20 protein-coding genes are annotated in these 20,973 nt (G+C 77.7%); 6 read left to right on the top strand and 14 right to left on the bottom strand.

Features of this window, described 5'->3' with window-relative positions; genetic code table 11:
- The first annotated feature begins 22 nt into the window (after window positions 1–22).
- The gene (locus tag AC2TDM_RS04420) at window positions 23–916 is read left to right on the top strand and encodes an SDR family oxidoreductase (RefSeq protein ID WP_090032018.1); all 894 of its coding nucleotides are present in this window, start codon (window positions 23–25) and stop codon (window positions 914–916) included.
- Between the two features lie 37 nt (window positions 917–953).
- On the opposite strand, the gene tsaD is transcribed toward AC2TDM_RS04420, so the two are convergent.
- Window positions 954–2,003: a tRNA (adenosine(37)-N6)-threonylcarbamoyltransferase complex transferase subunit TsaD gene (gene tsaD / locus AC2TDM_RS04415; protein WP_373308461.1), complete on the bottom strand. Its 1,050-nt coding sequence runs from the start codon at window positions 2,001–2,003 to the stop codon at window positions 954–956.
- Window positions 2,004–2,102: 99 nt separating this feature from the next.
- On the opposite strand from tsaD, the gene AC2TDM_RS04410 reads away from it, so the two are divergent.
- On the top strand, window positions 2,103–2,744 hold the full coding sequence (locus AC2TDM_RS04410) for a malonic semialdehyde reductase (RefSeq protein WP_484635915.1): 642 nt from the start codon (window positions 2,103–2,105) through the stop codon (window positions 2,742–2,744).
- Between the two features lie 60 nt (window positions 2,745–2,804).
- Here the strand turns inward: AC2TDM_RS04410 and AC2TDM_RS04405 are convergent, their stop codons facing one another.
- Genes AC2TDM_RS04405 through AC2TDM_RS04380 form a run of 6 tightly spaced genes read right to left on the bottom strand, consistent with a single transcriptional unit; the run spans window position 2,805 to window position 8,503 of the window.
- Window positions 2,805–3,659 (bottom strand): sulfurtransferase, encoded by an 855-nt coding sequence (locus tag AC2TDM_RS04405; RefSeq protein ID WP_090032012.1) that lies wholly within the window; start codon window positions 3,657–3,659, stop codon window positions 2,805–2,807.
- Window positions 3,656–4,231, bottom strand: a complete 576-nt coding sequence (gene rimI, locus AC2TDM_RS04400) for a ribosomal protein S18-alanine N-acetyltransferase (protein ID WP_239078960.1) — start codon at window positions 4,229–4,231, stop codon at window positions 3,656–3,658. Before rimI ends, AC2TDM_RS04405 begins: the two co-directional genes overlap by 4 nt.
- On the bottom strand, window positions 4,228–5,010 hold the full coding sequence (tsaB, locus tag AC2TDM_RS04395; RefSeq protein ID WP_090032010.1) for a tRNA (adenosine(37)-N6)-threonylcarbamoyltransferase complex dimerization subunit type 1 TsaB: 783 nt from the start codon (window positions 5,008–5,010) through the stop codon (window positions 4,228–4,230). Before tsaB ends, rimI begins: the two co-directional genes overlap by 4 nt.
- Before the next feature lie 15 nt (window positions 5,011–5,025).
- Window positions 5,026–5,571, bottom strand: a complete 546-nt coding sequence (gene tsaE, locus AC2TDM_RS04390; protein ID WP_090032008.1) for a tRNA (adenosine(37)-N6)-threonylcarbamoyltransferase complex ATPase subunit type 1 TsaE — start codon at window positions 5,569–5,571, stop codon at window positions 5,026–5,028.
- Window positions 5,568–6,806: an alanine racemase gene (gene alr, locus AC2TDM_RS04385; protein WP_373308462.1), complete on the bottom strand. Its 1,239-nt coding sequence runs from the start codon at window positions 6,804–6,806 to the stop codon at window positions 5,568–5,570. The genes tsaE and alr overlap by 4 nt, the downstream gene beginning before the upstream one ends.
- The gene (locus AC2TDM_RS04380; protein WP_090032005.1) at window positions 6,794–8,503 is read right to left on the bottom strand and encodes a bifunctional ADP-dependent NAD(P)H-hydrate dehydratase/NAD(P)H-hydrate epimerase; all 1,710 of its coding nucleotides are present in this window, start codon (window positions 8,501–8,503) and stop codon (window positions 6,794–6,796) included. Before AC2TDM_RS04380 ends, alr begins: the two co-directional genes overlap by 13 nt.
- Window positions 8,504–8,629: 126 nt before the next feature.
- On the opposite strand from AC2TDM_RS04380, the gene AC2TDM_RS04375 reads away from it, so the two are divergent.
- Window positions 8,630–9,619, top strand: coding sequence for an LLM class F420-dependent oxidoreductase (locus AC2TDM_RS04375; protein ID WP_090032003.1), 990 nt, complete (start codon window positions 8,630–8,632; stop codon window positions 9,617–9,619).
- 21 nt (window positions 9,620–9,640) lie between these two features.
- Here the strand turns inward: AC2TDM_RS04375 and AC2TDM_RS04370 are convergent, their stop codons facing one another.
- Together AC2TDM_RS04370 and glmS are read right to left on the bottom strand one after the other, a co-directional pair.
- Window positions 9,641–9,994, bottom strand: coding sequence for a holo-ACP synthase (locus tag AC2TDM_RS04370; RefSeq protein WP_090032001.1), 354 nt, complete (start codon window positions 9,992–9,994; stop codon window positions 9,641–9,643).
- A gap of 85 nt (window positions 9,995–10,079) precedes the next feature.
- Window positions 10,080–11,936: a glutamine--fructose-6-phosphate transaminase (isomerizing) gene (gene glmS, locus AC2TDM_RS04365; protein WP_090032124.1), complete on the bottom strand. Its 1,857-nt coding sequence runs from the start codon at window positions 11,934–11,936 to the stop codon at window positions 10,080–10,082.
- Window positions 11,937–12,015: 79 nt separating this feature from the next.
- On the opposite strand from glmS, the gene coaA reads away from it, so the two are divergent.
- A complete protein-coding gene (gene coaA, locus AC2TDM_RS04360) occupies window positions 12,016–12,960 on the top strand; it encodes a type I pantothenate kinase (RefSeq protein WP_484635914.1) in 945 nt (314 codons plus the stop codon).
- 30 nt (window positions 12,961–12,990) lie between these two features.
- Here coaA and AC2TDM_RS04355 read toward each other — a convergent pair whose 3' ends face one another.
- Both AC2TDM_RS04355 and AC2TDM_RS04350 read right to left on the bottom strand, forming a co-directional pair.
- Window positions 12,991–13,659 (bottom strand): hypothetical protein, encoded by a 669-nt coding sequence (locus AC2TDM_RS04355; protein ID WP_139224361.1) that lies wholly within the window; start codon window positions 13,657–13,659, stop codon window positions 12,991–12,993.
- 131 nt (window positions 13,660–13,790) lie between these two features.
- The gene (locus AC2TDM_RS04350; RefSeq protein ID WP_239078962.1) at window positions 13,791–14,588 is read right to left on the bottom strand and encodes a DedA family protein; all 798 of its coding nucleotides are present in this window, start codon (window positions 14,586–14,588) and stop codon (window positions 13,791–13,793) included.
- A gap of 265 nt (window positions 14,589–14,853) precedes the next feature.
- Here AC2TDM_RS04350 and AC2TDM_RS04345 point away from each other — a divergent pair, with 265 nt between their 5' ends.
- Together AC2TDM_RS04345 and AC2TDM_RS04340 are read left to right on the top strand one after the other, a co-directional pair.
- On the top strand, window positions 14,854–17,460 hold the full coding sequence (locus tag AC2TDM_RS04345; RefSeq protein WP_484635913.1) for a helix-turn-helix domain-containing protein: 2,607 nt from the start codon (window positions 14,854–14,856) through the stop codon (window positions 17,458–17,460).
- 186 nt (window positions 17,461–17,646) lie between these two features.
- Window positions 17,647–18,237: a hypothetical protein gene (locus AC2TDM_RS04340; protein WP_484635912.1), complete on the top strand. Its 591-nt coding sequence runs from the start codon at window positions 17,647–17,649 to the stop codon at window positions 18,235–18,237.
- A 31-nt stretch (window positions 18,238–18,268) separates the two neighbouring features.
- Here AC2TDM_RS04340 and AC2TDM_RS04335 read toward each other — a convergent pair whose 3' ends face one another.
- The 3 genes from AC2TDM_RS04335 to rpsI form a co-directional block, all read right to left on the bottom strand.
- Window positions 18,269–18,973 (bottom strand): peptide deformylase, encoded by a 705-nt coding sequence (locus AC2TDM_RS04335; protein WP_239078963.1) that lies wholly within the window; start codon window positions 18,971–18,973, stop codon window positions 18,269–18,271.
- The gene (gene glmM / locus AC2TDM_RS04330) at window positions 18,970–20,316 is read right to left on the bottom strand and encodes a phosphoglucosamine mutase (RefSeq protein WP_090031991.1); all 1,347 of its coding nucleotides are present in this window, start codon (window positions 20,314–20,316) and stop codon (window positions 18,970–18,972) included. Before glmM ends, AC2TDM_RS04335 begins: the two co-directional genes overlap by 4 nt.
- A gap of 142 nt (window positions 20,317–20,458) precedes the next feature.
- A complete protein-coding gene (rpsI, locus tag AC2TDM_RS04325; protein WP_090031989.1) occupies window positions 20,459–20,938 on the bottom strand; it encodes a 30S ribosomal protein S9 in 480 nt (159 codons plus the stop codon).
- Between the last annotated feature and the right edge of the window lie 35 nt (window positions 20,939–20,973).

Here is a 20,973-nt window from a genome sequence, read left to right as displayed (position 1 = left end):
AGCAGCCTGCGGAGGGACACTTATGACCGACCAGCTCACCTTCTCCGACCCGACGACCCGCTACCGCACCGAGGGCTTCCCCGAGCAGTACCAGGACGGGCCCGGTCTCGAGCAGGACCTGGCGGTGCAAGCCGACGACGGCGCGCAGACCTACCGCGGCACGGGCCGCCTCGTCGGGCGCAAGGCCCTCATCACCGGCGGCGACTCCGGCATCGGCCGCGCGGTCGCCATCGCCTTCGCCCGCGAGGGCGCCGACGTCGTGCTGTCGTACCTGCCGGAGGAGCAGCCCGACGCGGACTCGGTCGCCGAGATCATCCGCGCCGAGGGCCGCACCGTCGCCCTGGCGCCGGGCGACGTGACCGACGAGGCCTACTCGCGCTCGCTGGTGCACACCGCCGTCTCCGAGCTCGGCGGGCTGGACACGCTCGTCGTCGTCGCGGGCAAGCAGCAGACGGTCGAGGACATCACGGAGCTGACCCCCGAGCAGTTCGACGAGACGTTCAAGACGAACGTGTACGCGCTGTACTGGATCGTGCAGGAGGCCGTCCCGGTGCTGCCCCCGGGGTCGAGCATCATCACGACGAGCTCCATCCAGGCGTACAACCCGTCGCCGTCGCTGGTGGACTACGCCACGACGAAGGCCGCCATCAACACGATGAGCAAGGCCCTCGCGCAGCAGCTCGCCCCCAAGGGCATCCGTGTCAACGTCGTGGCGCCCGGACCGGTGTGGACGCCGCTGCAGACGGCCGGCGGGCAGCCGCAGGAGGCGCTGCCGGAGTTCGGCTCGCAGACGCCGCTGGCCCGTGCGGGGCAGCCCGTCGAGATGGCCCCGGCGTACGTCTTCCTCGCGTCGTCCGAGTCGAGCTACGTCTCCGGCGAGACGCTCAACGCCAACGGCGGCTCGCCCACCCCGTGACGCCCTGACCGCCCCGCCCGGGTCCTCGTCGGACCTCTCAGACGAGGACCCGGGTGAGCGGCATCGTCGAGTCCACGCCGAGGTCGAGCGACGAGGGCGCCATCCCGCGGGCGACGACCGCGGACCCCAGGGCGGCGATCATCGCGCCGTTGTCGGTGCAGTACCGGATGGGCGGGATGCGCAGCTCGACGCCCGCCTCGCCGCACCGCTGCGCCAGCAGGTCCCGCAGCTGGGAGTTCGCGGAGAACCCGCCCCCGACGACGAGGGTGCCCACGCCGTGCCGCTCGCAGGCGGCCAGCGTCTTGGCGACGAGGACGTCGGCCACCGCCGCGGCGAAGGAGGCCGCGACGTCGGGCAGCGGGATCTCCTCCCCCGCGTCCTGACGGGCCTCGACCCAACGCGCGACGGCCGTCTTGAGGCCGGAGAACGAGAAGTCCTGCGCGTGGGCGGCCTGGTCCTTCGGCGCCGTCAGGCCGCGCGGGAACCGGATGGCGTCCGGGTCGCCCTCGCGCGCGAGCCGGTCGATGTGCGGGCCGCCCGGGTAGGGCAGGCCCAGCAGCCGACCCACCTTGTCGAACGCCTCGCCCGCGGCGTCGTCGAGGGTCGAGCCGAGCTCCGTGACCTGAACGGTGTCGTCGAGCAGGAGCAGGCTCGAGTGGCCGCCGGAGACGACGAGCGCCATGACGCGCTCGGGGAAGGGACCGTGCACCAGCTCGTCGACGACGGCGTGCCCGATGACGTGGTTGACGCCGTACAGCGGCCGGTCGAGCGCGAGCGCGAGGGCCTTGGCGGCGGCGGCGCCGACCGTCAGGGGGCCGACGAGGCCCGGCCCGGCGGTGACCGCGACCGCGTCGACGTCGGCCAGCGTCACGCCGGCACCGGCCAGGGCGCGCTCGATGGTCGGCACCATCGCCTCGAGGTGGGCGCGCGAGGCGATCTCCGGGATGATCCCGCCGAACCGCGCGTGCTCCTCGACCGAGCTGGCCACGGCGTCGACGAGGAGCTCGTAACCGCGGACGAGGGCGACACCCGTCTCGTCGCAGGAGGTCTCGAGGCCGAGGACGAGCGGGGGGCGGTCGCTGCTCACGGGCCCCAGGATAGGGCGCGCACCCCGGCGTGATGCTCGTCACCGCTGCTCACGGACGGTCCTGGGATGATCTCCAGGTCGTTGAGCGTTCAACGAGCCATGACCACCGATCTGGGCACGCTGGACGACCTCGACTTCCCCGCCTCCCGCCTCGCCGTCGGCGACGACGTCGCGGACCTGCTGTTCCGCCACGCGCGGTCGGCGGGTGCGTTCACGGACGAGCCGGTGACGGACGAGGACCTCGAGGCCGTGCACGACCTCGCCAAGTGGGGCCCCACCGCCCTCAACACCAGCCCCATGCGCACGCTCGTCGTGCGCAGCCGCGAGGGCCGCGAGCGCCTCGCCGCGCACATGGCCGAGGGCAACCGGGCGCGGGTCCTCGCCGCGCCGATGGCGCTCGTCGTCGCCGCGGACCCCGCGTTCCACCGCCACCTGCCGGTGCTGGCGCCGCACATGCCGGGCAAGGCCGACGAGCTCGAGGGCGCCGTGGAGGCCCGCAAGGGCATGGCGCGCACCAACACGCTGCTCCAGGCCGGCTACCTCACCATCGCGCTGCGCGCCGCCGGCCTGGCCGTCGGGCCGATGGGCGGCATGGACGCGGCCGGCATCGACGCCGAGTTCTTCGCCGAGAGCGGGTGGCGCACGGTGCTGGTCCTGCTCGTCGGGCACGCGCAGGGCGAGGGCACGCACCACCCGCGCGCGCCGCGGCTGACGTGGGAGCAGGTCAGCCGGACCGTCTGAGCGCGGTCGGCGCGGTCCGCGCGGTCCGCGCGGTCCCCCACGTGCGGGGTCGGACGGGGGTCAGCCCTCGTCCGGCCCCGTCGCCACCGGACGCGCGGGGTCGTGCGACCACTGGGACCACGAGCCGGGGTAGAGCGTCGCGTCCACGCCGAGCGAGGCGAGCGCGGCGACCTCGTGGGCGGCGGTGACGCCCGAGCCGCAGTAGACGGCGACGGGGGCGTCCAGCGCCCCGAGGGACGCGAACCGCCGACGCAGGGAGTCGGCGGGCAGGAAGCGGCCGTCGGCGTCGAGGTTGCCGGCCGTCGGGGCGCTGCGGGCGCCGGGCACGTGCCCCGCCCGCGGGTCGACGGGCTCGACCTCGCCCCGGTACCGCTCGCCCGCGCGGGCGTCGAGGAGCACGCCCCGTGCCGGCCAGCCGGCCACCTCGTCGGCGCCGGCCGTCGGCAGGGCGCCGGGCCGCAGGACGACGTCGCCCGGCTCCGGGGTCACCGCGCCCGCCTCGACCGGTAGGCCGGCGGCGCGCCAGGCCGGCAGTCCGCCGGCGAGGAGGCGCACGTCGCGCAGGCCCGCCCAGCGCAGCAGCCACCAGGCGCGCGCCGCGGCGGTGCCGCCGGTCGCGTCGTACACGACGACCGGCCGCGCCTCGCGCAGCCCCCAGGAGCGCGCCGCCGCCTCGAGCGCGGCGACGTCCGGGAGCGGGTGCCGGCCGTGGGCCGGGGCGGCGGGGGCGGCGAGCTCGGCGTCGAGGTCGACGAACACCGCCCCCGGCACGTGCGCGGCGAGGTGCTCCTCGCGCCCGGGCGGCCCGCCGAGGGACCAGCGCACGTCGAGCAGCGCGGGCGGTTCGTCGTCCGCGAGCTCGGCCGCGAGCGCCAGCGGCTCGACGAGGACGGCGGCGCGCGGGTCCGTGCTCACGCGGGCGAGCCCTCGTCGTGCGTCCCGCGCTCGCCGCCGACCGGGCCGCCCGCCGCACGGGCCGGCTGCCAGCGCATCGTGTAGGCGTCGATGCCGCCGGGGTAGTAGTTGCGGCGCGTGCCCAGGCGCTCGAACCCGAGGCTCTCGTACAGGTGCTGCGCGGGGGCGTTGTCGACGCGCACCTCGAGCAGGACGGTCCGCGCCCCCAGGCGCTCCGCCTCCGTCAGCAGGTCGGTGAGCATCCCGCGGGCGACGCCGCGGTTCTGGTGGCCCGTGGCGGTGGCGACCGTCATGACCTGGGCGTCGTCGCCGTCGAACCACAGCCCCGCGTAGCCGACGAGGGCGCCCGTCGCGGTGTCGACCGCGGCGAGGTAGGTGCGGCCCGGACCGTCGAGCTCGGCCCGCATGGAGTCCTCGGACCACGCGGTCGGGCCGAACAGCTCGCGCTCCAGCGCCATGACGGCCGGCAGGTCGTCGGGCGCCAGGGGGCGGCGGGCGACGCCGCCCGTGCCCGCGTCGGCGCCCGTGCTCGTGCCCGTGCTCGTGCCGGTCGGCACGGCCGGCTCGCTCACGCCAGGACCCGCTTGCGCTCGTTCGGCGGCACGGCGTCGGGCCGGCGCAGGTAGAGCGGCTCCGTGGGCTGCTCCTGCCCGGCGGCCGCGCGGGTCAGCGCCAGCCGGGCCAGGGCGACGGGGTCCGGGTCCAGCAGCTCGGGGCGCACCGCCAGCTCCGGCACGGCGGCCTCGGCCAGCACCGGGTCCGTCAGGGCGCCCCGCCCGACGACGAGCACGCGCCGACCGGCGTCCGGCGCGTCGCCGCCGGCTGTGAGCAGGGCGGCCGCCGGTCCCACCGACGGCCCGTCGACGCGCAGGAGCGGGTCGCCGGACGTGCCGTCGGAGGCCGGGCCCGACGCGCCGGCCGACCACCCCGGCCCGCGCCGGTAGCGCCCGGCGTAGACCTCGCGCCGGCGGGCGTCCGTCACGGCCAGCACGTCGACGTCCTCGTCGTCCCCGTCGTCCCCACCGGCCCCGGCCGCCTCCAGCGCCCGCAGCGCCAGGGCGTCCAGCGACGGCACGCCGTGCACGGGCAGGCCGAGCGCGAGGCCCAGGGTGCGCGCGGTGACCAGGCCGACGCGCAGGCCGGTGAAGGGGGCCGGGCCCGTGCCGACGGCCAGCGCGGTGAGGTCGCGCGGGGTCAGGCCGGCGGCGGCCAGCGCCTCGGCGACCAGCGGCGCCAGGAGCTCGGCGTGGTGGCGCTGCGCCGTGACCGCGCGGACGGCCAGCGCGGTGCCGGCGTCGTCGGTGACCGCCACGGCGACGGCGGCGGAGGTGTCGAGGGCGAGGACGGGCACGAGGTCAGCCTAGGGTCAGCCCGCGACGGGCTCGCCGGGCAGGACGACCCCTGCCCACCGCTCCCCGACGCCCCGCACGAGCGCGACGCGAGCGCCGGCCGCGGCGTCCTGCGGGTCGAGCGGCCCGGACTCGGCGCCGCGCGGCCGGACCAGCTCCACCTCGAGCCGGTCGGAAGCCAGGGGCTCGACCCAGCCCGCGCCCCACTCCACGACGGTGACCGACTCGTCGAGGCCGGCCTCGAGGTCCAGGGCGTCGACCTCCTCCAGCGAGCCGAGCCGGTACGCGTCGACGTGCACGAGCGCGGGACCGGTCGAGCCGTCCTCGCGGGGCAGCGGCGGCTGCACCCGCGCGATGGTGAAGGTCGGCGACAGCACGGGGCCCCGCACGTGCAGCCCCGCGCCGATGCCCTGGGTGAGGGTCGTCTTGCCCGCGCCGAGCCCGCCCGTGAGCACGACGAGGTCCCCCGCGCGCAGCAGCGCCGCGAGTGCGCGGCCCAGCGCGCGGGTGGCGTCCTCGTCGGGCAGCACGCTGCGGTGCGCCGGTGCGGTGGTGCCGCTCATCCGTCCGTCCCCTCCGTCGCTTCCGGGCCGCCGGCGCGTCCGGCGGTGCCCACGTGCACGCGCGGGATGCGGGACCCCACGCGCGTCACGATCTCGTAGCCGATGGTGCCCGCCCGCTGCGCCCAGTCCTCGGCGGTGGGGCCGCCGTCACGGCCGGTGCCGAAGACCTCGACGACGTCGCCGGCCCGCTCCGTCGCCCCCGGACCCAGGTCGAGGACGACCTGGTCCATGCACACCCGCCCCGCCACGGGGACGACGCGGCCGTTGACCCCGACGGGGCCGCCGGGGCGGTCGGCGGTGCCGGACGCGTGGCGCGGGATGCCGTCGGCGTAGCCCAGCGGCACCACCGCGACCGTCGTGTCGGCCGGCGTCACGTAGGCGTGGCCGTAGGAGATGCCGTGGCCGGCCGGCAGGTGCTTGACCGTCGCCAGACGCGCCTCGAGCGTCATCGCCGGCGTCAGCCCCCAGCGGTCGGAGGTGCCGAGCGACACCGCGGGCGTCAGCCCGTACACCGCGATGCCCGGGCGGACGAGGTCGTAGCGCAGCCGCGGGTCCGTGAGCAGCGCGGCGGAGTTGGCCAGGTGGCGGACCTGGGGCGGCAGGCCGGCGGCCTCGAGGGCGCGGACGGCGTCGTCGAGCACGGCGGCCTGCGCGTGGGCGAGCGGGTTGCCCGGCTCGTCCGCGGCGGCCAGGTGCGACCAGACCCCGATGAGCTCCAGCGCGCCCTCGGCGTGGGCGGCCGCCAGGGCCGGGAGGAGCGCGTGCAGGTCCGCCGGCGGCAGCCCGTTGCGGCCGAGGCCGGTGTCGACCTTGATGTGCACGCGGGCCGTGCGGCCGGTGCGGCGCGCGGCGTCGACGACCGCGTCCAGCGCCCAGGGCGCCGCGACGGTCACGTCGACGTCGGCGGCCAGCAGGGCGTCCATGGGGACCGCGGGGTCGTACAGCCAGGTGAGAAGCCGCGGCGCCGTCACGCCCGCGGCGCGCAGGGCCAGCGCCTCGCCGACCTGCGCGGTCCCGAGCCAGGTGGCGCCGCCGGCCAGCGCCGCGCGGGCGGCGGGCACCAGCCCGTGCCCGTACGCGTCGGCCTTGACCACCGCCATCACCGCGGCCCCGCCGGCGTACCCGGTGAGGACGCCGACGTTGGCGGCGATCGCGTCGAGATCGACGACCGCGCGGGCCGGGTGGTACGCCGCGGCGACGGCCGGGTCGTCGGGCGCGTCGGTCACGCCGGGCAGTCTCTCACCGCCGGGGCGCCGTCCTGCGCCAGCAGGTCCGCGACGACCGCGGGCAGCGCGTGCGCCACCGCCAGCGCGCTCACGGGCCCGCCGGGGGTGGCGTGGTGGGCGGCGCGGCCGTGGACGAGCGCCGCCGCCGCCGCCAGCCGCGCCGCGAGCGCCGGGTCGGCGACCACGTCCTCGGCGCGGCCGGCCAGCAGGGCGCCGACGACGCCGGCGAGCACGTCCCCGGACCCGGCCGTCGCCAGCCAGGCGGGCCCGTCGGCCTGCGACCACGTGCTGCCGCCCGCTCCGACGACGAGCGTCGTCGCGCCCTTGAGCAGCACCGTCGCACCCGACAGATCGTGCGCCCGGCGCGCCCACCGCCACGGCTCCGCCTCCACCGCGTCGCGGTCGACGGGCACGCCGCCGACCCGCTCGCCCCGGTCCGCGAGCCACCGCGCCAGCTCCCCGGCGTGCGGGGTGAGGACCACGTGGGCGCCGAGCCCTTCCGTCACCAGGTCCAGCGCGCCCGCGTCGAGCACGGCGGGCACCCCGTCCCGCGCCGCCGCCACGACCGCCGCCACGTCCCGCCGGCGCGCGGGGTCCGCCGGGTCGACCCCGGAGCCGGCCGCCCACGCCTGCACCCGCCCGTCGCCGACGGCTCCGGCCACGACGACCTCCGGCCGCGCCGCCAGCACCGCGGTGGCGAGCGGACCCGCCGGCCGCGGCGGCGCGGCGGGATCCTCGCGCTCGTCGCGCTCGTCGCGCTCGTCGCGCTCGTCGCGCTCGTCGCGCTCGTCGCGCTCGTCGACGAAGCGCACCATGCCGACGCCCGCCAGCACGGCCGCGCTCGTCGCCAGGACGCCGGCGCCCGGGTACCGGGTGGTGCCGCACACGACGCCGAGCACCCCGCGCGCGTACTTCTGCGACGTCGCGCCCGGCACCGGCCAGAGCGCGGCGACGTCGGCGCCCTCGAGCCGCCCCACCGCCACGCCGCCGGCCGGCAGCGTCAGACCGATGTCGACAGGGACGACCTGCCCCGCGAGCCCGGAGGCGGGGGGCAGCAGGAGGCCGGGCTTGGGCGCGCCGAAGGTGACCGTGACGTCAGCGCGCAGGACGTCGCCGGCCACCCGGCCGTCGTCGACGCCGCTCCCCGACGGCACGTCGACGGCGACGACCACCGGCCTGTGCCCGCCGCCCGTGCCCGTCGGCACCGCCGCCACCAGCGCTCGCGCGAGCCCTCGAAGCCCGGAGCCGTCCGACCCGATGCCGACGAGGCCGTCGAGCACGAGGTCCGCACCGGCGAGCGCATCGCAGACCAGCGGACCGGGCTCGTCGCCCTCGTCATCGGGGCCGACGGCGTCACCGACGACGGCGTCGCCGACGGCCACGTCCCCCAGCACCCGCACCCCTGCCGCCCGCGCCGCGGCCAGGCCGCCCGCGTGCGCCCGCTCCCCCGCCAGCACGGCGGTGACGGCGGCGCCGCGGCGCGCCAGGAGGGCGCCGGCGTGCAGGGCGTCGCCGCCGTTGGCGCCGCCGCCGGCCAGCACCACCACGCGGGCCCCGTGCACGCGCCGCTCCCGCCGATGGGCACGCAGCAGCCGCACCACCTCGACGTGCAGCGCGAAGGCCGCCCGGTCCATCAGCGGCTCCCCCGCGGCGAGCAGGGGGGCCTCGGCGGCACGGACGTCGGCGGAGGACCAGGCGCGGAGCACGCGGCCATCCTCCCCGCGGGGGCGCGGCCGCGCAGCGGCACGCCGCGCCCCGCCGTGCCCAGCGGACCTCGACGCCCCGCCCGCCCCGGTGCGCCCCCGTCCCCGCCCGGCATTAGCGTGCGGACCATGCGATTCGGACTGTTCATCCCCCAGGGCTGGCGGCAGGACCTCACCGGCATCGAGACGGCGCAGCACTGGCCGGTCATGCGCGACCTCGCGCTGCACGCGGACGAGGGCGACGTGTGGGAGTCGGTGTGGGTCTACGACCACTTCCACGCGGTCCCCGAGCCCAACGGCGAGGCGGTGCACGAGGCGTGGAGCCTCATCAACGCCTTCGCCGCCGTGACCCGCCGCGTGCGCCTCGGCCAGATGTGCACGTGCATGGCCTACCGCAACCCCGCCTACCTGGCGAAGGTCGCCGCGACGGCCGACGTCGTCTCCGGCGGCCGCGTGGAGATGGGCATCGGCGCCGGCTGGTACGAGCACGAGTGGCGCGCCTACGGCTACGGCTTCCCGCGCGCGGGCGAGCGGCTGGCCATGCTCGACGAGGGCGTGCAGATCTTCGAGCAGCTGTGGCGCGACGGCGTCGCCACGCTGGACGGGAAGCACTACCAGGTGGACGGCGCCCAGCTCGCGCCGCTGCCCCTGCAGGCCGGCGGGCCGCCGCTGTGGATCGCGGGCGGCGGGGAGAAGAAGACGCTGCGCATCGCCGCCGAGCACGCCGCGTACACGAACTTCGACGGGTCGCCCGAGGGCTTCGTGCACAAGTCGGAGATCCTGCGGGGCCACTGCGAGGACCTCGGGCGCGACTTCGACAGCATCGTCCGGTCGGCCAACTACAACGTCGTCATCGGCGCCACGGACGCGGAGGTGGACGACCGCATCGCCTGGGTCGAGGAGCACATGTCCCGGACCGTCCCGGACAAGGCGCCGGGCATCGCCGAGGACTTCCGCAACGGTCCGCTCGTCGGCACGCCGGAGAAGATCGTCGAGACCCTGCGCCAGCTCGAGGGCCTCGGGATGACGTACGCCATCACGTACTTCGCGGAGGCCGCCTACGACCGCTCGGGCATCGAGCTGTTCGAGCGCGAGGTGGTCCCGGCCCTGCGCGGCTGAGGCGTGCGCCGCCACGCGCCGTCAGTCGCGTTCGGCGACGACCATCGCCGACGCGATGCCGGCGTCGTGCGACAGGGACAGGTGGAAGCGGTCGACCCCGGCAGCCCGGGCGGCCGCCTCCACCGTCCCCGTCACCTCGACGACGGGCGGTCCGCCGCTCACGCGGTGGACCGTCGCGTCGTGCCAGCGCATGCCCGCGGGCGCGCCGAGGGACTTGGCGATCGCCTCCTTCGCCGCGAACCGCGCGGCCAGCGACGCGGGCGGCAGGGCCCGCTCGGCGGGCGTGAAGAGCCGCGCGCGCAGCCCGGGCGCGCGCTCCAGGGTCGCCATGAACCGCGCCACGTCGACGACGTCGACGCCCACGCCGACGATCACGGCCGCCCGCCGGGGCAGCGGCGGGCGGCCGCGCGCCTGCCGGGGGCGTCCGGGCTGCTCGTCGCGCCCGGCGCGCCCGCAGGCCTCACTCGACCGTGACGGACTTGGCGAGGTTGCGCGGCTGGTCCACGTCGAGGCCCTTGGCCGTCGCGAGCTCGCACGCGAAGACCTGCAGCGGCACGACCGACAGCAGCGGGGCCAGCAGCGTGGGCGCCTGCGGCACGCGGAACACCTCGTCGGCGAAGGGCACCACGGCCTCGTCGCCGTCCTCCGCGATGACGATGGTCCGCGCCCCGCGCGCCCGGATCTCCTGGATGTTCGAGACGACCTTCGCGTGCAGCGAGTGCCGCCCGCGCGGCGACGGCACGACGACGAACACGGGCTGCCCGGGCTCGACGAGCGCGATCGGCCCGTGCTTGAGCTCGCCCGCCGCGAACCCCTCGGCGTGGATGTACGCGAGCTCCTTGAGCTTGAGCGCACCCTCGAGCGCCACGGGGTAGCCGACGTGCCGGCCGAGGAACAGCACCGACGGGGTGTCGGCCATCCACCGCGCGATCTCCTGCACGCGGGCGGACCGGTCGAGGACCGTCTGGATCTTGTCCGGCATGGCCCGCAGCTCGGCGAGGATCGTCTCGACCTCGTCGGCGAACATGTTGCCGCGGAGCTGGGCCAGGTACAGGCCGAGCAGGTACGTCGCCGTGATCTGCGCGAGGAACGCCTTCGTCGAGGCGACGGCGATCTCCGGGCCCGCGTGCGTGTAGAGGACCGCGTCGGACTCGCGCGGGATCGTCGAGCCGTGGGTGTTGACGATCGCGAGGGCGGTCGCGCCCTGCTCCCGCGCGTGCCGCACCGCCATGAGCGTGTCCATGGTCTCCCCCGACTGGGAGATGGCGACGACGAGCGTGCGTGCGTTCACGACCGGGTCCCGGTAGCGGAACTCGTGCGCCAGCTCGACCTCGACGGGGACGCGGCACCAGTGCTCGATCGCGTACTTGGCGACGTGGCCCGCGTAGGCGGCGGTGCCGCAGGCGACGACGACGATCTTGTCCACCGCGCGCAGGACGTCCTCGGAGATGCGCACCTCGTCGAGCACGAGCCGGCCGCGCACGTCCGTGCGGCCCAGGAGCGTGTCGGCCACCGCGTGCGGCTGGTCGTGGATCTCCTTGTCCATGAAGGAGCGGAATCCGCCCTTCTCCGCTGCCGCCGCGTCCCAGTCCACGGTGTAGCGCCGGGCGTGCACGCTCGCGCCGGCGAAGTCCGTCACCTCGACGGACGTCGGCGTGATGGTGACCACCTGGTCCTGGCCGAGCTCCAGCGCCTCGCGCGTGTGGGAGATGAACGCGGCCACGTCCGAGCCGAGGTAGTTCTCGCCCTGCCCCAGTCCGACGACCAGCGGCGAGTCGTGGCGTGCGCCGACGACCGTGCGCGGGTGGTCCGCGTGCACCGCGAGCAGCGTGAAGGTCCCCTCGAGCCGCCGCGCGACGGCCTGCATCGCGGTCGTGAGGTCGCCCGTCGTCGCGTAGGCCCGGTCGAGCAGGTGCGCGGCGACCTCGGTGTCGGTCTCCGAGAGGAACTCCACGCCCTCCGCGGCCAGCTCGGCCCGCAGGGCGACGAAGTTCTCGACGATGCCGTTGTGGATGACGGCGACGCGGCCGGCGACGTGCGGGTGCGCGTTGCGGTCCGTCGGCGCGCCGTGCGTCGCCCAGCGCGTGTGGCCGATCGCGGCGGTCGCGTCCGGCAGCGGGTGCGCGTCCAGCTCCTCCACGAGGTTGGCGAGCTTGCCCGCCTTCTTGGCGGTCGCGAGCGCGCCCCCCGGCCCGACGGCCGCGACGCCCGCGGAGTCGTAGCCGCGGTACTCCAGGCGGCGCAGCCCCTCGAGGACGACGTCGACGGGGCGCCCGTCCGCGTCGGCCGACCCCACGTACCCCACGATGCCGCACATGGCTGCGGAGTCTACGCGGGGGGTGCCGCGCGCCCCGGCCGGACGCGCGCCGCCGCGGCGCTGCGGCAGACTGGGCGCCGTGCCGTCGCCGTCCCTGCTGGCCACCCCCTGGGTGGACCTCGACCGCGACGCCTGGTCGCGCCTGTCCGCGTCCACCCCGCTGCCGCTGACCGCGACGGACGTGCAGCGCCTGCGGGCGCTCGGCGACCCCATCGACCTCGCCGAGGTCGACACCGTCTACCGCCCGTTGTCCCGCCTGCTCGACCTGCACGTGGGCGCGGTGCGCGCGCTCCACGCCGCGACCGGCACCTTCCTGCGCGAGGACGTCACGCGCACGCCGTTCGTCATCGGCGTGGCGGGGTCGGTGGCCGTCGGCAAGTCGACGACCGCCCGCCTGCTGCGCGAGCTCATGGCGCGCTGGCCGGCGACGCCCCGCGTCGAGCTGGTGACGACGGACGGCTTCCTGCACCCCAACGCCGAGCTGACCCGGCGCGGGCTCATGGAGCGCAAGGGCTTCCCGGAGTCGTACGACCGGCGGGCGCTCGTGCGGTTCGTCTCGCGCGTGAAGGCCGGCGAGCCGGAGGTCGAGGCGCCCGTCTACGACCACCTCACGTACGACATCGTGCCGGGGCGCTGGAACGTCGTGCGCCGCCCCGACGTGCTCATCGTGGAAGGGCTCAACGTGCTGCAGCCGTCCCGGCCCGGGGCGGCCGGCGGCGTGGCCGTCTCGGACTTCTTCGACTTCTCCATCTACGTGCACGCGGAGGAGGCGGACGTGCGGCAGTGGTACCTCGACCGGTTCCTGGCGCTGCGGCGCACCGCGTTCGCCCGGCCCGAGTCGTACTTCCGCCGCTACGCGGCCCTGTCCGACGACGAGGCCCTCGACCGCGCCGGTGCCATCTGGGACTCCATCAACGCCCCGAACCTGCGGCGCAACATCGCCCCGACGAGGGACCGCGCGACCCTCGTGCTGACGAAGGGGTACGACCACCGCGTGGAGCACGTCCGGCTGCGCAAGCTGTAGGGGGCCGTCCCTCCGGCCCGCCGTCGGTGCTCAGGACGACGAGGGCGCCGCGGGCGTCACCGTCGCGCGCGGGACCGCGAGCGCGACGGACCAGTCCGTCGCGTCGGTCTCGTCGAGCCCGGCCAGCTCGTCGGCCACGGCCGCCGACGCCGCGGCGCACGCCGCGCCGGGCACCTGGACCCACACCGCGCGCCCGAGCGCGTCCACGAGCCAGAGCGCCGGCCCGCCGTCGGCGAGCACCGCGGCGGCGCACCCCTCCTCGGGACCGCCGGCGACGACCGCGGTGCGCCCCGCGGGCGACGAGGGCCCCGAGGTGCGGGCCAGCGCGTCGACGAGGCCCGCGAGGTCGCCCTCGAGGACCTGCTCGCTGACCGTCGTCCAGAGGCCCTCGACGTCGCGCGCGGTGCCGCCGCGGGTGCAGACGACCACGCCCGTCGCCCGGAAGTCGTCCGGGACCGCACCCGGTGCCGCGACGGCCGACCGGGCCCCGCCCGACGTCGCCGGTGCCGCCGAGGCGTCCGTCCCGGGTTCGAGGCCCAGCGCCGCGAGCACGGCCGGCGCGCGGCAGTCCGCGGCGGGCTGCACCGCGGCCACCGGGCCGGCGGCGGCGGTCGGCCCGCACCCGGCGAGGACCGCGACGAGGACCCCCGCGAGCGCCGTAGGGGTCGCTGCGCGGGGGCTGACCGTGCGGTCGCGCACGTCCACCTCCTGCGCCCGTCGTCGTCCCACGGCGGGCGTGGGCGGACGACCGGGTGGGAGCGGCAGCGGCGCCGGCCTGCGACGACCCTAGGCACGGCGACGGCGCGGTCCCCCGCACCGAGACCGGATCGTTAGCCGGGGGCGCCCGATCGTGCCCGGGCCGTGACCGAGTCGTCACCGGTCGTCCACACGCGCGCACCGGCGCCTGCGAGCGCCGAGGTCAGCGGGCCGGGCACCGGCGACGTTCCCCCGCCCGGGTGAACGCCCGACGCCGGGGCACCGGCGGCCTCCGCCCCGCTCCCCGGCCGGCCGGCCGCCCGCGGCGCCGCCGCCCCCCGGCGTCGACGCCGCCGGGACACGGCCGCGGCCACGCGGTCGACCCCCAGCCCCACGAGCAGCCCGCCGACGACGCCGACCGCCACCGCCACGAGCGGCCGGCCGTGCAGCCACGCCCCCGCGGCCACCCCCAGCAGCGTCGACCACAGGGACCAGAGGAGCCCGCCGAGGGCCGACACCGCCGCGAACCGGCGCCACGGGTAGCGCACGGCGCCGGCGGTCATGTTGACGGCCACCCGCCCGACGGGCACGTAGCGCGCGGCCAGCAGGAGCGCCGCCGGCCGGCGGGCGAGCGCCGCCTCCGCCCGGTCCACCGCCCGCTGCGCGCGGGCCCCCCGCAGCACGCGCAGCGACCGCACGTCCACCCGCCGCCCGATCGCGTAGGCCACCTGGTCGCCCACCCACGCGCCCAGCGCCGCGGCGAGCACCACGAGGCGCAGGTCCGGCGCCCCCGTCGCGGCCGCCACGCTCGCCACCGCGATCACCGCCGACTCGCTGGGCACCGGCGGGAAGAACCCGTCGAGCGCTGCGAACGCGAACAGCCCCGGGTGGACCCAGGCGCTCCCGAGCAGGTCCAGCAGCCACTGCTCCACGTCGCGCACCCTCCACCGCCGCACCGGGCCGCCCCGCCCGCCGGCCGGGGCCGGGCGGACGGCGACGTGCGCCGGGGGCACCGGTGGCGCCCGCCGTCGACGCTAGGCGGGGGCACCGACGCGCCACATCGGGGAGGGGCCTGATCCGCACCCCGAGAGACCCCCCACCCCGGGGGGACGCCGCCCGGGGTCCGGTCCCACCCCGGGGGGACGACGCCGGCCGCGGGCCTGCCGCACGCCGCTGCCGCGCTGCCATACTGCGCCCGTGGCCTCCCGGGACGCGTCCGCGCACGCGACGCCCCCGGCCGCGCCACCAGCCGCGACCTCCCCGGCCGGTCCCGGGTCCTTCGCGGCCGTGCTGCGGCGCCTGCGGGAGGTGGCGGGGCTCACGCAGGAGGAGCTCGCCGAGCGGGCGGGCCTCACCGCGCACGGCGTCGGCGCGCTCGAGCGGGGCGCCCGCACCCGCCCGTACCCGCACACGGTCCGCGCCCTGGCGGCGGCCCTCGGCCTGCCGCCCGAGGACGACACCCTGCGCGCCGCCGCGCACGGCGCCGCCACCGCCCGGCGGGACCGGACGGGCCGGGCCGCCGGCTCCGCCACGCCCACCGCGACGCCCCCACCGACGCCCCCACCGACGCCCGTGCCGACCGCCACGGCGGCGTCCTCACCGACCTCCGCCCCGGATGCGGCCCCGACCTCAGCCCCGACCTCAGCCCCGGCCGCGTCGGCCCCGCGCCGCGGTCTGCCCCCACCGGTCACGGCGCTCGTCGGGCGGGAGGACGACCTCGCCGCGGTCACCGCCCTCCTGCACGACGAGCACGCCCGCCTCGTCACGCTGACGGGCACCGGCGGCGTCGGCAAGACGACCCTCGCGCACGCCGTCGCCCGCGCGGTCACCGAGCCACCACCCCAGCCACCACCCCAGCCACCACCCCAGCCACCGGCTCCCGCCGCCCACGGCGCTCCGCCCGCACCGACGCGCTTCACGGACGGCGTCGTCGCCGTCGCGCTGGCCGGCGTCGACGAGACCGCGCTCGTGCTGCCCGCGGTGGGTCGGGTGCTGGGCCTGCCGGGAGCCGAGACGGGCGCGGCCGACACCGCCGTGCCGGCCGCCCTCGCGCGGCTCGACGCGCTGCTCGTGCTCGACAACCTCGAGCACCTGCCGGGCGTGGCGGACGTCGTCGCGGACCTGCTCGCGGCCTGCCCGGACCTCGTCGTGCTCGCCACGAGCCGCGCGGCGCTGCGGCTGCGCGGCGAGGTCGAGCACGCCGTGCGCCCCCTGGCGCTGCCGTCCGGCGACCAGCCCGACCTGGCCGCGGTCGCCGCGTCGCCCGCCGGAGCGCTGCTGCTGCAACGGGCCCGCGCGGTGCAGCGCTCCTTCGGCACCCGGCCCGACGACGCCGCGCCGCTGGCGGCGCTGTGCCGACGGCTGGCGGGCATCCCCCTGGCGCTGGAGCTGGCCGCCGCCCGCGCCCGCGTGCTCGACGCCCCGACCCTGCTCGCACGGCTGGAGGACGCGACGAACCGCGCCGGCGCGAGCGACCTGCCCGAGCGGCAGCGCACCCTTCGCGCGACGCTCGACTGGAGCTACCGCCTGCTCTCCGCCGACGAGCGCCGCCTCCTGCGCCGGCTGGCCGTGTTCGTCGACGGCGGCGACCTCGAGGCCGTCGAGGCGGTGGCCGCGGACGTGGTGGACGTCCTCGGCGGGCTCGAGCGCCTCGTCGAGCACTCGCTCGTCACCGTCACGGACGGCCCGGCCGGGCCCCGGTTCGGCATGCTCGAACCGGTGCTCCAGCACGCGCGCGGGCTCGCCCCCGACGAGGAGGCCGCCGCCGTCCGCACCGCCCACGCGACGTACTACCTCGACCTCGCGCTGCGGGCAGCACCGCACTACGAGCGCCCCGACCAGGTCGCCTGGCTCGATCGCGCGGAGCGGGAGGACGGCAACCTCACCGCCGCCCTCGAGCACTGGGTGCAGGTCGGCGACGGCGGCCGCGCCGGGACGATGGTCTGGGCGCTGTGGCTCTACTGGTGGCTGCGGGGGCGGCTGCGGCGCGGTCGCCGGCTGGCCGAGGCGACCCTGCCCCTGCCCCTGCCCGACCCCGTGCGCGTCCGGGTCCTGGCGACGACGGCGACGATGGCCTTCGCGCAGGGCGAGCTGGCGACGAGCGCCGCCCGCTGGCAGGAGGCCCTCGACCTCGCCACCGCCGGCGACGACCCCGAGGGCGTGCTCTACGCGACGGCGGGTCGCGGGCTGGTCCACCTCGCGGAGGGGGCGCTCGACGACGCGCGGGACGGCTTCGCGGCGGCCCTGGCGCACGCGGAGGCCGCCGGGCTGGCCGGCACGTGGGTGGTCGCGCTGCTGCAGGTGTGGCTGGGGACGGTGCTGCTGCGGTCGGGCGACCCGGCGGCCGCCGTCCGGCACGTCGAGCCGGCCCTCGCGTCGGCGCGGGCGCGCGGCGACCGTCTGAGCACGTACATCGCGCTGTACGACCTCGTGCAGGCGCTGCTGGCCCAGGACCGGCCCGACGACGCCCGCGCCCACGCGCTGGAGGGGGTTCGGCTGTCGCAGGAGACCGGCGACGTGCCGAACACCGCCTACTTCCTCGAGAGCCTGGCCGTGGTGGAGCAGGCGGCGGGCCGGCCGGAGCGGACGGCCGTGCTGCTCGGCGCCTCCGAGGCCCTGCGCGACCGCGTCGGCGCCGCGTCGCACGGCTACTACCTGCCCGATCCCGCGCTGCGGGCTGCCGCCGAGGCCGGCGCCCGCCAGGCCCTGGGACCGGACGGCTGGATGCAGCACCTGGTGAGGGGGCGTGCCCTGTCCCCCGACGAGGCCGTCGCCGTCGCGGCCGGTCCGACCCCCGCCCCCTGAGGCACGCCGTCCGGACAGCCGTACGGCTCGTGGCTGTGCGAGTGGTGAGCGGGTGGTGAGCGGGTGGTGAGCGGGTGCTGTGCCTGTCCGCCCCGTCGTCGCGCCGACAGGCTCGGTGGTGCCGGGACCACCCGCCCGGCACCCCTGGACCGGCCGCTCCGCGGCCACCGACGGAAGGCCGCGACCGTGAGCACCGCCCCGACCCTCGCCTCGACCGCACCGCTGCGGCGGGCGCTCCTCGACGCCGCCGCGCTCGTCCGCAGGACCGCGCCCGGGGACGTGGCCCGCGCGCGACTGCTCGCCGAGCACGTGCGGACCCTGGTCGGCGCGCCGGACGCGACCGGTCCCGCCGACCTGCGTGCCGCCAGGCTCGAGGCGGCGCTGCGGGACTGGGAGCCGGCCGCCGACCCGGCCGCGCGCGACGCGGTCGCCGACGCGCTGGTCCCCGTGCAGCCCGACGACACGGCCGCGGCGGACCCCCTCGTCGCGGGTCTGCACCTCGGTCGGCTGGCCGACGCGGACGTGCCGCCCGCCGAGCGGGTGCGGATGCTGCTGCGCCTCGGCTGGGCGCTGGACGGGGTGCCGGCCGCCGAGCGGGCGGCGTGGCTGCGCGACCACGCCCCGGCGTCCGCCCGGGCGCTCTGGTGGACCGTCGGGCGCCGCCGCTTCGCCGCGCACCGGGCGCAGGTCCTCGCCACGCCGGGGACGCGGCCCGCGGCCGTCGCGCTGCCGCGAGCGGTGGCCCCTGTCGCGGTCCCGGTCCCGGTCGCGGCCTGAGCCCCCGGCTACCGGACGGGAGGCGCAGCGCTCAGGCGTCCGTGTCGAGGCCCGCCAGCGGGAAGCCCAGGAGGCGTGCCGCCTCCACGGGCCGCGCGGGCACGGCCCACCGGGCCCCCTGCGCGTCGCTCGTCGACAGGGACCGCAGCTCGGCCCGGTCGAGGTACAGCGTGCCGTGCAGGTGGTCGGTCTCGTGCTGCACGATGCGCGCCGGCCACCCCTCCACGACCTCGTCGAGCGCCCGCCCGGTCTCGTCCTGCCCGACGAGGCGCACCCGCCGCGGACGTGCCACGACGGCCTGGTACCCCACGACCGACAGGCAGCCCTCGTAGAAGCCGACGCGCTCCTCGTCGAGCGCCTCGTAGCGGGGGTTCACCAGGACCCGCGGCGCGAGCACGGGACGCTCGCGTACGAGCGCCACGTCCGGGTCGGGCGACCCGGGGTCGGCGAGCACGGCGACCGCGACCGGCAGCCCCACCTGCGGGGCGGCGAGGCCCACCCCGGGCGCCGCCCGCATCGTCGCGCGCAGCACGTCGAGGAGCCGCGCGAGCTCGTCGTCGGCCAGCCAGCCGTCGTACCGGTGCGCGACCGCGCGGAGCACGGGGTGCCCGGCCTGCACGATCGGCACCACGCCGTCGTCGTCCGCCCGGTCCAGCAGCCGCAGCACGGCCTCGCGCAGCACGGGCACGAGGTCGCGGGACGGGCCCACCGCGCGCGGCGCGCCCGGGGCGCTCACAGGGCGAGCCGCTCGCGGACGACGTCCGCCAGCGCGTGCGCGACCTCGTCCGCCTCGTCCTGCGTGGCCGCCTCGACCATGACGCGGACCAGCGGCTCGGTGCCGGACGGGCGCAGGAGCACGCGCCCGGTCGTGCCCAGTCGGCCCTCGGCGTCGCGCACGGCGTCGGCCAGCGCGTCGTCACCCGTGCGCCCGCGGTCCACGCCGTCCACGTTGACGAGCGTCTGCGGCAGCCGTCGCACGACGGCGGCCAGGTCGTCCAGCGGTCGGCCCGTCGCCGCGACCCGCGCCGCGAGCTGCAGGGCGGTGAGGACGCCGTCGCCGGTGGTGGCGTGCTCGGCCATGATGATGTGCCCGGACTGCTCGCCGCCCAGGGCGTAGCCGCCCGCGCGCATCGCCTCGAGGACGTACCGGTCGCCGACCGCCGTCTCGACCGTGCGCACGCCGTGCTCGCCCATCGCCAGCCGGAGCCCGAGGTTGCTCATGACGGTGGTGACCAGCGTCCCGTCGACGAGCTGGCCCCGCTCGTGCAGCGCCAGCGCGAGGACGCCCATGATCTGGTCGCCGTCGACGAGGACGCCGTGGCGGTCCACCGCCAGGCACCGGTCCGCGTCGCCGTCGAAGGCCACGCCGAGGTCGGCCTGCGAGGCGACGACGGCCGCCTGGAGCTGCTCGGGGTGCGTGGAGCCGCACTTCTCGTTGATGTTGCGGCCGTCGGGCGAGGCGTTGATGACGACGACGTCGGCACCGGCGGCCCGCAGCGCCTGCGGCCCGACCTCGCTCGCCGCGCCGTTCGCGCAGTCGACGGCGATGCGCAGGCCGGCCAGGCTCGTGCCGATCGTGCCGACCAGGTGGTCGACGTAGCGCTCCCCTGCGCGGCCCGTGTCCCGGCGTAGGCGGCCGACGCCGGCACCGGTGGGCCGGTCCCAGCTCTCGCCGATGCGGGCCTCGATGGCTGCCTCGAGCTCGTCGTCGAGCTTCTGCCCCCCGCGGGCCAGGAACTTGATGCCGTTGTCCGGCATCGGGTTGTGCGACGCCGACAGCACCACCCCGAGGTCGACGCCCGAGTCCGCGGTGAGGAAGGCGACCGCCGGGGTCGGCAGGACCCCCACGTCGTCGACGTCAACACCGGCCGAGGCCAGCCCCGCGCACACCGCGGCCGAGAGGAACTCCCCCGACGCCCGGCCGTCCCGCCCGACGACCGCCCGCGGCCGGTGCCCGGCGAACGCGCCGGACGCCGCCAGCACGTGCGCCGCCGCCACCGAGAGGTCCAGGGCCAGCTCGGCCGTCACGTCCCGGTTCGCCAGCCCGCGGACCCCGTCGGTCCCGAACAGTCGCGCCATCCTCAGACTCCTTCGCTCGTACGTGCCGGGGCGCAGCGCCCGGGGACGACGACGGCCCCGCGGTCGTCGCCGACCGGCGGGGCCATCGTGCCGTGCGCAGCCCGTGCAGCACCCGGGGACACCCCGGGTGCCGCCTGCGGGATCAGCGCTTGGAGTACTGCGGCGCCTTGCGCGCCTTCTTCAGACCGGCCTTCTTGCGCTCGACGACGCGGGCGTCGCGCGTGAGGAAGCCGGCCTTCTTCAGCGCCGGGCGGTTGTGCTCGGCGTCGATCGCGTTGAGGGCCCGGGCGATGCCGAGGCGCACCGCGCCGGCCTGGCCCGAGACGCCGCCGCCGCTGACGCGGGCGATGACGTCGAAGCGACCCTCGACGTCGACCACCTTGAGCGGCGAGCCGGCGATCTGCTGGTGCACCTTGTTCGGGAAGTAGTCCTCGAGCGTGCGCCCGTTGATCGTCCACGTCCCCGTGCCGGGGACGAGGCGGACCCGCGCCACGGCCTCCTTGCGGCGGCCGAGGGCCTGCCCGGGAGCCGTGAGCGACTGGCCGCGCCCGGTGGGCGCGCTGCTCTCGGAGGTGTAGCTGGTGGGCGTCTCGTCGCCCTCGAGGTCGATCTCGACCGTCACTGGTGGTCCTCGCGTCCTGTCGTCGTCGCGCGGGC

It is taken from the genome of Cellulomonas sp. plas2 (assembly GCF_057221735.1).
The sequence above is the reverse complement of the archived record's forward strand: the minus strand, read 5'-3'. Positions and strand labels throughout refer to the sequence as shown.

Excerpts from the sequence above, each read along its gene's own strand:
- AC2TDM_RS04420 (WP_090032018.1), top strand. The coding sequence starts at position 23 with ATGACCGACCAGCTCACCTTCTCCGACCCGACGACCCGCTACCGCACC.
- AC2TDM_RS04410 (WP_484635915.1), top strand. The coding sequence starts at position 2,103 with ATGACCACCGATCTGGGCACGCTGGACGACCTCGACTTCCCCGCCTCC.
- tsaE (WP_090032008.1), bottom strand. The coding sequence starts at position 5,571 with ATGAGCGGCACCACCGCACCGGCGCACCGCAGCGTGCTGCCCGACGAG.
- AC2TDM_RS04375 (WP_090032003.1), top strand. The coding sequence starts at position 8,630 with ATGCGATTCGGACTGTTCATCCCCCAGGGCTGGCGGCAGGACCTCACC.
- glmS (WP_090032124.1), bottom strand. The coding sequence starts at position 11,936 with ATGTGCGGCATCGTGGGGTACGTGGGGTCGGCCGACGCGGACGGGCGC.
- glmM (WP_090031991.1), bottom strand. The coding sequence starts at position 20,316 with ATGGCGCGACTGTTCGGGACCGACGGGGTCCGCGGGCTGGCGAACCGG.